General features: G+C 67.7%; 13 protein-coding genes. 5 read left to right on the top strand and 8 right to left on the bottom strand.

Annotated features, from left to right (window positions below; genetic code table 11):
* Positions 1-32: 32 nt before the first annotated feature.
* Complete coding sequence (locus N802_RS00735; protein WP_156971219.1) at positions 33-497, bottom strand: type II toxin-antitoxin system PemK/MazF family toxin; 465 nt, start codon at positions 495-497, stop codon at positions 33-35.
* Between the two features lie 87 nt (positions 498-584).
* Positions 585-1,211 (bottom strand): hypothetical protein, encoded by a 627-nt coding sequence (locus N802_RS00730; protein ID WP_035910819.1) that lies wholly within the window; start codon positions 1,209-1,211, stop codon positions 585-587.
* Positions 1,212-1,369: 158 nt separating this feature from the next.
* Here N802_RS00730 and lepA point away from each other — a divergent pair, with 158 nt between their 5' ends.
* The 3 genes from lepA to N802_RS00715 all read left to right on the top strand — a co-directional run bounded on the left by lepA (position 1,370) and on the right by N802_RS00715 (position 4,235).
* Positions 1,370-3,235, top strand: a complete 1,866-nt coding sequence (gene lepA / locus N802_RS00725; protein ID WP_035910817.1) for a translation elongation factor 4 — start codon at positions 1,370-1,372, stop codon at positions 3,233-3,235.
* A 62-nt stretch (positions 3,236-3,297) separates the two neighbouring features.
* A complete protein-coding gene (locus tag N802_RS00720) occupies positions 3,298-3,759 on the top strand; it encodes a hotdog fold domain-containing protein (protein WP_035910815.1) in 462 nt (153 codons plus the stop codon).
* A 35-nt stretch (positions 3,760-3,794) separates the two neighbouring features.
* Positions 3,795-4,235: a nitroreductase family deazaflavin-dependent oxidoreductase gene (locus N802_RS00715; RefSeq protein WP_035910812.1), complete on the top strand. Its 441-nt coding sequence runs from the start codon at positions 3,795-3,797 to the stop codon at positions 4,233-4,235.
* 13 nt (positions 4,236-4,248) lie between these two features.
* On the opposite strand, the gene N802_RS00710 is transcribed toward N802_RS00715, so the two are convergent.
* From N802_RS00710 to N802_RS00700, 3 genes are read right to left on the bottom strand one after another with little or no spacing between them, the layout of a single operon-like run.
* Positions 4,249-4,821, bottom strand: a complete 573-nt coding sequence (locus tag N802_RS00710) for an NUDIX hydrolase (protein WP_245613781.1) — start codon at positions 4,819-4,821, stop codon at positions 4,249-4,251.
* Positions 4,818-5,618, bottom strand: a complete 801-nt coding sequence (locus tag N802_RS00705; protein ID WP_245613780.1) for a tyrosine-protein phosphatase — start codon at positions 5,616-5,618, stop codon at positions 4,818-4,820. Before N802_RS00705 ends, N802_RS00710 begins: the two co-directional genes overlap by 4 nt.
* Positions 5,619-5,636: 18 nt before the next feature.
* Positions 5,637-6,575: an ornithine cyclodeaminase gene (locus N802_RS00700; protein WP_035910810.1), complete on the bottom strand. Its 939-nt coding sequence runs from the start codon at positions 6,573-6,575 to the stop codon at positions 5,637-5,639.
* A 337-nt stretch (positions 6,576-6,912) separates the two neighbouring features.
* Here N802_RS00700 and hemW point away from each other — a divergent pair, with 337 nt between their 5' ends.
* Positions 6,913-8,139, top strand: a complete 1,227-nt coding sequence (gene hemW, locus N802_RS00695) for a radical SAM family heme chaperone HemW (protein ID WP_035910808.1) — start codon at positions 6,913-6,915, stop codon at positions 8,137-8,139.
* 3 nt (positions 8,140-8,142) lie between these two features.
* Here hemW and N802_RS00690 read toward each other — a convergent pair whose 3' ends face one another.
* Together N802_RS00690 and N802_RS00685 are read right to left on the bottom strand one after the other, a co-directional pair.
* Positions 8,143-10,122 (bottom strand): hypothetical protein, encoded by a 1,980-nt coding sequence (locus tag N802_RS00690; protein ID WP_035910806.1) that lies wholly within the window; start codon positions 10,120-10,122, stop codon positions 8,143-8,145.
* Positions 10,119-10,544 carry a cyclic nucleotide-binding domain-containing protein gene (locus N802_RS00685; protein ID WP_035910801.1) on the bottom strand — a complete coding sequence of 142 codons (426 nt, stop codon included), beginning with the start codon at positions 10,542-10,544 and terminating at the stop codon, positions 10,119-10,121. The genes N802_RS00690 and N802_RS00685 overlap by 4 nt, the downstream gene beginning before the upstream one ends.
* Before the next feature lie 77 nt (positions 10,545-10,621).
* Here N802_RS00685 and N802_RS00680 point away from each other — a divergent pair, with 77 nt between their 5' ends.
* A complete protein-coding gene (locus tag N802_RS00680; RefSeq protein WP_035910797.1) occupies positions 10,622-11,389 on the top strand; it encodes an SDR family oxidoreductase in 768 nt (255 codons plus the stop codon).
* A gap of 106 nt (positions 11,390-11,495) precedes the next feature.
* On the opposite strand, the gene N802_RS20710 is transcribed toward N802_RS00680, so the two are convergent.
* Positions 11,496-12,029, bottom strand: a complete 534-nt coding sequence (locus N802_RS20710; protein WP_084071739.1) for a DUF4870 domain-containing protein — start codon at positions 12,027-12,029, stop codon at positions 11,496-11,498.
* Between the last annotated feature and the right edge of the window lie 61 nt (positions 12,030-12,090).

Below are 12,090 nucleotides of genomic sequence, written 5' to 3'. Positions count from 1 at the left end.
CGCAACCGGAGGAGAGGTTCTTTGCGAAGTCTTTAACGTCCGCGCAGTCGGTTGACCAAGCGTCCGAGCGTCGACGGACCACTCGGGTATGCCGTCCGCTCACCTCGCGCAGCCATGACCTCGTCCCAGCGCGCCCGCTCGAGAACGGCGCCCTCACGGCGGACGGTCGCAGGGTCGATCCGCACGACGCGGTTGACCCGCACCTCGGACGGTCGTCCCTTGCTGTCCCAGCCCCCGGGTCCGACGTCGACCCAGATTCGCCCGGCGCGACGCTCCTGCTCGTGGTCCCGGTCGTGGTCCTGGCCCGTGAGGTACAACCCGAGGAGCCACCCGCCGTCACGACCCACGATGAGGACCGGCCTGTCCTTGCCCTGGGTCGCGTCGTCCTCGTAGGGGACGTGCGCCCACACGACCTCCCCGGGGTCGGGTTCGCCGTCGGGTTCAGGGGCATACGTCGGGTTCAGCGGTCCGTCGAAGTCTCCGGGGTAGGTCGCCATGCGCTTCAACCTACCGACGACGAAAACGAGAGGGGTATGCCGTGTCGCACCACGGCATACCCCTCTCGTCTTTTCGGCGTGGCTGGGTCAGCCGCCGATCTGGAAGCCCGAGAAGTTCGCCGTCATCGTGTTGCCCTCACCCGGGATGAGGAGGTTGATGAGGGGGGTGCTGAGGCCGCAGTTCTTGAACTTGGGAATGGTGTACTCGCCCTTGAGCGTGTAGGGATCGAACAGGCCGGTCAGGGTGCCGGTCAGCTGGCTCTGGACGGGGGTGGCCGTCTTGCAGTTGCTGCCGACGAGGTTGATCGGCAGGCCGAGGGGCTGGATCTTCTTGATGTGGATGTTGAACTCCTGGTTCGCCACCACGTCGAGACCCGTGAGCTTCCCGGAAACCGGCTTGGTGGGCACGACGCCCAGGGTGACCTTGGCCAGCGGGAGGCTGCCGAGCTTCAGGGTGCTCGTCGCGTCGGGCAGAGCGAGGTTGCCGGAGATGGAACCGTCGCCGAAGATGTCGACCTGCGCCGGGAAGCGGGTCTGCGGGAAGGCGATCTCCTGGTTGAGCTTCTTGACGGTGGTCGTGACGTTGACATCCCAACCGACGCCGATCGGGGCCGCGCTCGCGGCCGGGGCGCCCGCGATGACGAGAGCGGCGGCCGCGCCGGTCACGGCGGTGGTCAGGGCAGTGCGACGGAGCATGGTGCTGCGTGACGTCATTGTCGTGATTCCTCCACATGAGGCGGATGCACGGCCGACTGACCGTACCGACCAGTAGCCTACCGAGCGGTAGCCTGCTTTGGCGCTGTACATCGGGGTTGATTCGGCGTGGGAGACTGTTCCGACTCGTTTCCGCCTTCCTTGAGGACCCCACGACTGTGTCTCCCCGCGCCCGCACCGCGCTGCAGCCGCACGCCACGCCGCCGGAGGCGATCCGCAATTTCTGCATCATCGCCCACATCGACCACGGCAAGTCCACGCTCGCTGACCGCATGCTCCAGATCACCGGAGTCGTCGACGAGCGCGCCATGCGCGCGCAGTACCTCGATCGCATGGACATCGAGCGCGAGCGCGGCATCACCATCAAGAGCCAGGCCGTCCGCATGCCGTGGGACTCGGTGGACGCCTCGGGTCAGTCGGGCAGCTTCATCCTCAACATGATCGACACCCCCGGGCACGTCGACTTCACCTACGAGGTGTCGCGCTCGCTGGCCGCCTGCGAGGGTGCAGTCCTCCTGGTGGACGCGGCGCAGGGGATCGAGGCGCAGACGCTGGCGAACCTCTACCTCGCCATGGAGAACGACCTCACGATCATTCCGGTCCTCAACAAGATCGACCTCCCTGCGGCGCAGCCGGAGAAGTACGCCGAGGAGCTGGCGGGACTCATCGGCTGCGAACCCGAGGACTGCTTCCGGGTGAGTGGCAAGACCGGCGTCGGCGTCGAGCCGCTCCTCGACGAGATCGTGCGCCAGATCCCGGCCCCGGTGGGTGACCCCAACGCGCCGGCGCGCGCGATGATCTTCGACTCCGTCTACGACACCTACCGAGGCGTCGTGACCTATGTCCGGGTCGTCGACGGCAACCTCAACCCGCGCGAGAAGATCGCGATGATGTCGACCAAGGCCACCCACGAGCTCCTCGAGATCGGTGTCATCTCACCGGAGCCGCTGCCGGGCAAGGGTCTGGGCGTCGGCGAGGTCGGCTACCTCATCACGGGTGTCAAGGACGTGCGTCAGTCGCGAGTCGGTGACACGGTCACGAACTCCGCCAAGCCTGCCTCAGGCGCCTTGGGCGGCTACCGCGACCCGAAGCCGATGGTGTTCTCGGGGCTCTACCCGATCGACGGCTCCGACTACCCCGCCCTGCGCGACGCGCTGGACAAGCTCAAGCTCAACGACGCGGCGCTCGTCTACGAGCCCGAGACGTCGGCGGCGCTCGGCTTCGGCTTCCGCTGCGGCTTCCTCGGCCTGCTCCACCTCGAGATCGTCCGCGAGCGTCTCGAGCGCGAGTTCGACCTCGACCTCATCTCGACCCAGCCCAACGTCGTCTATGACGTCACGATGGACGACGGCTCCGAGGTGGAGGTGACCAACCCGAGCGAGTTCCCCTACGGCAAGATCGCCGAGGTCCGCGAACCCGTCGTCAAGGCGACCATCCTCGCCCCGAGCGAGTTCATCGGCGCGATCATGGAGCTCTGCCAGAGCAAACGTGGCCAGCTGCTCGGGATGGACTATCTCTCCGAGGAGCGCGTCGAGATGCGCTACACACTCCCACTGGCCGAGATCGTGTTCGACTTCTTCGACCAGCTGAAGTCGCGGACGCGTGGCTATGCCTCGCTTGACTACCAGGAGTCCGGCGACCAGGCGGCCGACCTCGTGAAGGTCGACATCCTGCTCCAGGGCGAGAACGTCGACGCCTTCAGCTCGATCGTCCACAAGGACAAGGCCTACGCCTACGGCAACATGATGGCGGGCAAGCTCAAGGAGCTCATCCCGAGGCAGCAGTTCGAGGTGCCGATCCAGGCCGCCATCGGCGCCCGAGTGATCGCGCGCGAGAACATCCGCGCCATCCGCAAGGACGTTCTCGCCAAGTGCTACGGCGGTGACATCAGCCGCAAGCGCAAGCTGCTCGAGAAGCAGAAGGCTGGCAAGAAGCGGATGAAGAACATCGGCACCGTCGAGGTTCCGCCGGAGGCCTTCATCGCAGCCCTCTCCAACGACGCCGCGGAGCCAAAGAAGAAGTAGGCGCAGGTGAGGGTGGCCACGAGTGGCGAGCGCCCGGCATACCGGGAAGTAACATTGCTGGTATGTCGGACACGTTCGCCCTGTATCGCAAGGTCACCGCTCTGCCCCTCGGGAAGCAGATCTTCTCGTTCATCTACGCGCAGAAGGCGACGTACTTCTGGACGGTGCGTCCCCAGGTCCGCGAGGTGCGCCCGCACCATGCCGCGCTGACGATCAAGAAGCGCCGCGCGGTGCAGAACCACATCGGCACGGTGCACGCGATCGCGGTCTGCAACGGACTTGAGGCGGCCATGGGCCTGCTCGCCGAGGCGACGGTGCCCAAGGACCGTCGCTGGATCCCCAAGGGCATGGAGGTGGCCTACCTGGCCAAGTCCACGACCGATCTGCTCTGCACCGCCGACACCGACCCGGCCGACTGGGAACAGACCGGTGATGTCCCAGTCCGGGTCAAGGCGATCCGCGAGGACGGGACCGTGGTCGTCGAGGGCACCATCACGATCTACGTGAGCGACAAGAAGAAGTAGCGAATACTTCGCCCGAGGCCGGTGTTGTGGAGGGCATGACCCTCACCGGCACCTACGTCCCGAGCCCCACCAACTGGGTGCGCAAGCAGGTCGAGACCATCGAAGCGACGGGCACCACCGAGTCCGTCACCATCATGGGGCGACCGGTGGTGCTCCTCACGATGAACGGTGTGACCGGCACCGTCCGCAAGGTTCCGCTGATGCGAGTCGAGCACGACGGGGTGTATGCCGCGGTGGCCAGCAAGGGTGGATCGCCCGAGCACCCCCAGTGGTACGCCAACCTCCGCAAGAACCCGGTGCTCGAGGTCCAGGACGGTGAGCGCACCTGGGTGGCGATGGCGCGTGAACTGGACGGTGCCGAGCGTGAGGTCTGGTGGCCCCGCTGCGTGGCGGCCTTCCCGACCTATGCGACGTATCAGCGCAAGACGGAGCGCCTCATCCCGGTCTTCGTCCTGGAACCGGTTGACGCAGCCTGATCCACGCTGCTGATCAGGACGGAGCCACCGTCGACTCGTCGACGTCGCCCAGGGGGAGAGGCGCGGCACCGACGCTGTCGCCGGCGGCGACCTGATCCCAGATCGCCAGAAGGTCCCGTGGCCAGATGTCCTCCGCGGATGATTCGAGATCGGCCCGCGTCCACCATTGGTGCGCCGTCATCGTCGCCTGCTCGACCTCGGTGTGGCCGTCGATGGACACCTCGAACGGGTCGCAGCGGACGAACCAGAAGAGTTCATCCTGGGTCGTCACGACATCGCTGTAGCCGTGCACCACAACGCGCTCGGCAAGAGGGCCGACGAGCGCCTCCGCGTCGATGACGAGCCCCGTCTCCTCTTCGATCTCGCGCACGGCGGCCTCGAGGTCGGTTTCGCCGGGGTCGACCCCGCCGCCGGGCGTGATCCAGAACGTCGGGACCGGGGTGATGCCCGGGTCGCTGTCACGGAAGAGCAGGAGTCGGTCCTCGGTGTCGACGAGCAACACCCTCATGGCACGGCGGCGGTTGCGGGGACGCGTGTCCGGGTCGGGAGCACTGAGAACGGGTCGGACTGGTCGGACGTCGGTCACGTCGTGAGCCTCGCCCGCAGGCGCTCGACGTCTGCATCGCTCCAGCCCTGCTCGCGCAACCATCCCTCGGCCCCGCCGAACTCGCTCCGCACGGTCTCGAGGATCGTGCGCATCGTCTCGGGGCGGGGGCGCTGGTCGTCAAGGCTCTGGTGCCGGAGAGCATTGCCATAGAGATCGCGTGGCATGAGCCGGGCGATGATCTGCTCGATGCGTTGGCCGGTGAGCGCGTAGTCCTCGACGATGACATCGTGGTGCACTCCTGCGGCGTCGAGCGCCAACGCCACGACCGTGCCGGTTCGGTCCTTGCCTGCTGCGCAGTGAACCACTGTGGCTCCGCTGCTGCGAGCGACGACATCGAGGGCGGCCGAGATGGAGTCAGGTCGCGCCGCGAGGTAGCCGAGGTAGTGATCGGACCAGAACTGCGCATCGCGGACGGGACGCGTCGAGTGGGCGGGCATCGCGAGTGCCTGCTGCGCCGTGACGGAACGCCCGTCCCCAAAGAGGGAGTGGTGGTGGTGCGTCAGGGACTCGATCTGCCACAGTGGTCCCGGACCTTCGGTGTTGACCTCGGTGTCGCTGCGCAGGTCGACGATGTCGCTCACTCCGAGCACGTCGACGACCTGCCGAACGTCTGCCGGGCTCAGGTCCTGGAGGTTGTCCGAGCGGAGCAGGCGGTGCGGCTGAATGGCGCCGCCGTCCCGCGTCGGAAGCCCTCCAGAGTCGCGCATGTTGACGACACCCTCGAGGTCGATCCACCGCTCGGGTCGGGACTCTGGGGCACTTGGGTGATCGCTCACCTCGCCATCGTAGGTGGCCTAGATGTCGAGGACCTGACCAGTCGTTGACGCCTCGGCGCGATCGGCGACGGCGCTTGCCACGACAAGATCCGTGATCCCCGTGCCGAGGTTCTGCACGACAAGCCTTCCGGAAGGGCGTGGGCCGTGCAGGAGGTGGCCCGTCCAGGCCGTCGGCACCGGGTATCCGTCGAGCTTGCCCCTCACGGCGCGAACCGCGGCGAACTGGTGGGGGTCGTCAGCAGCAAGAACTGCGGTGTCGGCGAGGTCCGAACCGATCGAGCTGCCGTAGTCGATGGGCAGGAGCAGTGCGTCTTCGCGCGGCCACGTCACCGGGATCGCCATGTCGGTGAGGCCGATCGTGAGTCCGGAGATGACCACGTCCGCGTTCCGTACGGCCGCCTCTCGGGAGGGAGAGGCGATGATTCGTATGCCGGGTGCGGCCTTCGCCGCCTCCGCCACCAAGGCGTCGATCGCCTCGCGGCGGCGCGCCCACACTGTGACTTCCGTGTGGCCGAGCGCCTCGAGGATCCGGACGTGCGAGCCGGCCTGGAGCCCGGCGCCGAGGTAGGCGATCGTCGCATCAGGGCCCGCAAGCGCCCGGATGCACGCGCCGGTCACGGCGGCCGTGCGCACGGCCGTGAGTTCGTGGGCGGGGAGCAGCGTGCGGGGGACACCGGTCGCTCCGTCATTGACCACCATGACGCCACTCGCGGTCGGCAGGCCACGCACTGGATTGTCGGGGACGATGCTGATCCACTTGCAGCCCAACAGGTTTCGCTCCGGGTAGGCGGCAGGCATCGCGTTGGCGAACATGCCGGGGGAGGTGCGAACGGTCGGTTTCGGCGGCACGTCGGCGCGTCCCTCGGCGAGGGCGGTGAGCGCGTCGGCCACCAGGTCGACGACCTCGACCAGTGGTGGGAGGTTGGCGCGGACGTCGGCGTCAGAGAGGATGCGCACGCCCGCCAACCTATCGAGGGCGCACCTCTGGGGAAGGTCAACATCGGGGCAAAAGGTGAGGGCCTCGGAAAGTATGAGTTTCCGAGGCCCTCGACGAAACATGAACCGAAGTTCTTGTTTCGACGCTCTCACCGAAGTGAGTGCGTATGGATATTTGTAGTCGGGCGGGGCCGGGCGCGCAACCCCTGTCGCCGATCTTTCTCGGAATTTCTGGACCGTTGCGGCGTGTCACGCTGGACACGCCGCAGGCCCTGCTGCGCCAGCCGGTCTGATGACTCCGACAAGCCGGAACAAGCCGGCCCACTCTGCGCCGAGGGCGGGTGCGAGGATTTGCTGCATGCCCCGACTGCCCGATGGAGACCCGGCCCCGGACTCGGGTGAGCTCCCGGAGTCCGCGCTCGCAGGGTTGGGGGAGCGTCCCTTCGGCGTCTACCTGCACGTGCCGTTCTGCCGCGTGCGGTGCGGCTACTGCGACTTCAACACCTATACGTTGACCGAGCTCGGGCCGGGCGCGAGCACGTCGACGTTCGTCGACACCACCATGGCCGAGCTCGACCTCGCGCAGTCGGTGCTCGGCGATGCCGCACCGGAGGTCGACACGATCTTCGTGGGCGGCGGCACTCCGACGATGCTCGCCGCAGCCGATCTCGTGAAGGCCGTGGACGGCATACGAGATCGGTTTGGCCTGGCCGATGACGTCGAGGTGACCACCGAAGCGAACCCGGACTCGGTGACGCCGGACTCCCTGAAGGAACTCGCGGACGGGGGATTCACGCGCATCTCGCTCGGCATGCAGTCCGCTGTCCCACACGTCCTGGCAACGTTGGACCGGACGCACGACCCGGAGGGAGTCGGTCGTGCGGTCATGGCGGCGCAGGCAGCCGGCCTCGTGACGAGTGTCGACCTCATCTATGGGACACCGGGGGAGTCCGTGGACGATTGGCAGACCAGTCTCGATGCCGCGATCTCCCTTGAGCCGGAGCACATTTCGGCCTACGCGCTCGTGGTCGAGGAGGGAACGAAGCTGGCTTCCCAGGTGCGACGCGGTGAGGTCGAGCGCCCCGATGACGACGATGAGGCGACGAAGTACGAACTGGCGGAGGAGGCGCTCTCCGCGGCGGGGTTCGGGTGGTACGAAGTGAGCAACTGGACGCGGACGCCTGCCGGCCGGTGCAGGCACAACGACGGCTACTGGACCGGTGGCGACTGGTGGGGAGTGGGTCCGGGAGCGCACAGCCACGTGGGCGGCGTGCGGTGGTGGAACGTCAAGCACCCGAGGGCGTATGCCGGCCGGCTGGCCGAGCGGCTCTCTCCTGCTGCAGGTCGGGAGACGTTGACGACCGAGCAACTGCGGGACGAGAAGGTGCTCTTGCAGGTGCGCGTTCGCGATGGCCTGTCGATCGACGAACTCGACGACGTCGGCCGGCGCGCTGTCGCCGGACTGGTTGCCCACGAACTCATCGAGGGGCCTGCAGCCGTCCGCGACCGTCGGGTCGTTCTCACCCTGCGCGGCCGACTCCTTGCCGACACGGTCGTCCGCCGGCTGCTCGGCGTCGAGACCTGAGCGTCATTCGGGCCGCAGGACCCACCGCGCCGTCTCGGCGACGACGGGATCGGGGTCATTGACGAAGGGGATCGCCAACTCGTGAGCCTTGGCCCCGAGGACTCCCGGAGCGGCGTACAGGCCGCAGGCCCTGAGCCAGGGTTGGTTCCAGGTGCCTTTCGGGTCAGTGACCAGATCTCGGAGGTGCTCGGCCGTGGAACGGTGCGCGCGAGGGGCTTGGGCTGCCAGGGCTCGTCGCCGAGCCGTGTCATCCAGCATCGGATCCACCAGGGCGAGAGCCAGTCCGGCAGTTCTGTGGCCGCAGGTGACCTCGAGCATCTCCAGAGCCAGCCCACGCTCTCGCTCAGCGGGCGAACTCATCGCCGAGACCGCGCGCAACACCTCGTCTCGACCGTGAGCGAGGGCGAGCACGTCGGTGGCCTGTCGAGCCGACTCCGTCACGGTGTCGCGCAGCGCGCTGCGCAGCGGTTGCGTGCCGGGTGCGCCGTCCAGGCCCTCCAGAACGTCGAGAGCCAGCGCCACGTGCTCCGCCTCGGCGACCAGGGCGCGGCGGACGTCCAGCGCGGGATCGGAGCGTTCTGGTGCGAGGTCCCAACCCCAGTCGTGACGTGTGTCGTTGAGCGCTGTCACTGCCACCTGGACATCGAGTGGGTCGCTGCTTGCGAGGAGCCGGTTCACCGCAGCCTGCTGCGCCTCGTCGCGGATCCGGAGCGAGGCTGGTACCCACGGCGGGCGGGCGAGCTGCTGACGCAGCCCGGCGCGGTACTCCCGATGGGCACGTTGCGCGAGCGCCAGCCACGCCAGAGCCACCACGAGCGTCACCCCCTCCACGACGAGGATGTCGAGACCCCAGGCGCGGTGCAGGAGGAGGAAGCCACCGACGAGACCGAGGGCCACGGGGACGCCGGCCGACTCGACACCGGTCTGTGCGCGGAGTCGTTCAGCCATCGGCAGGGCTTGGTAGGTCGCGTTGATGGAGCTGCGGGTCATCCCGTCGGTGAGCGAAATGCTGATGACCTGCTGGACGCAGATCAGGACGAAGAACGCCGTCGTGACGCTGCCGGCAGCGAAGCCGAGGGCAGTGCCCACGGCTGCGAGCACGACGACGGCTCCCGGGTTCAGCGCCAGCCCGAGGCCCACGCCGAAGCGCGTGAGCAGGCGACCGGCCAGGAGCACCACGAAGAGGATCGCCGTGACGTTGATGACGGCGCCGTAGAGACCCTGGAACCGCGTCAGGTCGGTGGGGTCCGGGTAGCGCACGGCCGCCCGTTCCCAGACGAGGAAGTCGAGCAACTGCATGGTGGCTGCGGCCAACACCTGATAGCCGAACACGACGAGGACCAAGCGGTTCCCGAGGAGAGTTCGGAGTGCTGGCCGGCTCAAGACATCCGGCGGCAGCGGGTCTGGCGTGGCTCGCAACTCGCCCGGGAAGCGGCGGGCTGTCTCGAGGGTCAGGCCCAGCAGGACGACTCCCGTGAGGGCATCCACCCCCAGGAGTGGAACGGGTCCGCCCAAGGGCCCCACCAAGGCTGCTGCGCCCACCCCGCCGATCGCGAAGCCGAGTGCGAACCCTCCCATGACTCGCGGCAAGTGGGCCTTGATCTGGCGCACGTCGAGGAGACGGCCGGATTGGGCGCCGACGAGCATGAGTCCCAACGGGATGATGAGTGGGAAGACGACGATCAGGGGAAACGTCACCCATACAGCGTCGGCGAATTCGAGGAGTGCCCACGCCACGGCAACGATCGCGATGTAGGTCGTCAGCACCAGGACTGCCAGTCTGGCGAGACTGAAATGGTTCTGTGCCCTGCGGATCAGGATGGTGACGACTACTCCGGTCACTGCCACGGCCAGGTAGGTGAAGGGAAGGGCGTCCGCGCCGTAGCGAGCCAGGAACAGCGCGCTGGCCGGCACCACGAGGAATGCCACCATCACGCCGAGTGCGATGGTCTGTCCCGTCAGCAGTGCCAGCCGGGATTTCATCGATCGGGTCGTGCCTCGTGAGTCTCCCGCAGCCGACGGACCAACTCGGTGATCACGCCGAGTGCGACTTCGGGCCGGGTCCGGACGGCTTCGTCAAAGGCCGGCTTGCTCAGACGGAACGCGGTCACTGGTGTCGTTGCAGTGACGGTGGCCGAACGTGGTTGGGGGTCGAGGACGGCCAGCTCGCCGACGACGGCGCCGGGCCCGAGGGAGACCCGACGGTCAGGGCGCACGACGTCCACCCGTCCGCTGACGACGACGAACAGCCAGTCCTCGATGTCTCCCGCACGCATCAGGGTGTCGCCAGCGGCGAACTCAACCTCGTCGACGGCTGTCGCGACCCCCGCGAGAACGTGATCCGGCGTGGCGGAGAACAGGGCGACGTGACGGAGGTGAGCCACCCGCTCCACGGTCAGGAGCATGCATCGAGTCTAGGGTCGGGACCCGTCGGTCGAGGGGCCGTTGGGTGACTTCCGTGCGGCGCTCTAGGTTGGCCCACATGACTTCGACACGCTCACACCGACTTGAGGGCCGCACCGCCATCGTCACGGGAGCCAGCCGAGGAATCGGTCTCGGGATCGCCGAGCGGCTCGTCGCCGAGGGCGCACGGGTGTGCATCACGGCGCGCAAGCAGGAGGCGCTCGACACGGCGGTGGAGTCGCTGGGAGGGCCGGACGTGGCGATGGCCGTTGCCGGTCGTGCGGACGACCCGGCCCACCAGGACGAGGTGCTCGCAACGGTGGCCGAGAGGTTCGGGCCGGTCGACCTGCTCGTCAACAACACGGGGATCAACCCGGCCTACGGGCGTCTGGTCGATCTCGACCTCGACGCCGCCCGCAAGATCGTCGAGGTCAACTGCATCGCTGCGTTGTCGTGGATCCAGAAGGCCGTCGCGGGTGGCCTCGAGCAACGCGGTGGCGCGATCGTGAACGTGTCGTCCGTGGCCGGTGTGCGGCCCGCCCCAGGTATCGGCTTCTATGGCGCCAGCAAGGCCATGCTCACCCACCTCACCGAGGAACTCGCCATCGAACTGGGGCCGTCGGTGCGCGTCAATGCCGTCGCGCCTGCGGTCGTCAAGACCCGGTTCGCGACGGCGCTCTACGAGGGGCGTGAGGAGGAGGTTGCCGCCGGCTATCCGCTCGGGCGGCTCGGCGTGCCCGAGGACATCGCCGGCGTCGTGGCCTTCCTGCTCTCGGACGACGCTGCGTGGATGACCGGCCAACTCCTCGTCGTCGACGGAGGGCTGCTCCTCAAGGGCGGCGTCTGAGCGCAGATCGACTTTGTGCCCCATGGGGCCGCTTCCGGCGGCGGTGCGCCGTCCGATGAACGGGCCCAATGGGGCACAAAGTCGAAGCGGGGAGCGTCGTGCAGGCCTACTTGACGAAGGCGGGGGTCATGGGCGGCGTCCACTGCTGACCCTCGTTGGCGCGCAGGGCTCCGATGATGTGGAGCACGAAGGCGAAGGCCAGCGCCAGGAAGTACGTCACGAAGCCGACGAGCACGAGCATGAGCGGGAACGAGATGAGCAGGACGATCCCGGTGACGATCTGGATGTTGAGCGAGTTGGCAGCGTGCTGCCGCACGAAGTCTCCGCGCTCCTTGTACATCACGTAGATGATGAGCGACCCGACGAAACCGAGCAGGCCGGCACTGAGCACCATCGCGATGAGCGGGATGAGGTGGGCGAACATGCCCCACTGACGCTGTTGCGCCGGGTCGAGAACCTGCTGCCCGTAGGCCGTCGGCTGCCCCGGGGAGGTCTGGCCTTGGTAGGACTGCCCCGAATATGGCTGCCCGGCGGCGGGCGGCTGGTACGGAGGCGGCGGGGGAGTCTGCCCCTGCTGAGGCTGGGCCTGAGGCGCCTGCGGGTTCTGTCCTTCGAACTCCGGCTGCGGGGTGGTGGTCATGGTGTCCTCCTTCAGGGGACGGGGTGCTGTCTCCCAGTGAAACCCATCGAGAGCACGTTTC

This window comes from Knoellia sinensis KCTC 19936, assembly GCF_000768705.1.
Classification (GTDB): domain Bacteria; phylum Actinomycetota; class Actinomycetes; order Actinomycetales; family Dermatophilaceae; genus Knoellia; species Knoellia sinensis.
This window is presented reverse-complemented; position numbering and strand designations above follow the sequence as displayed.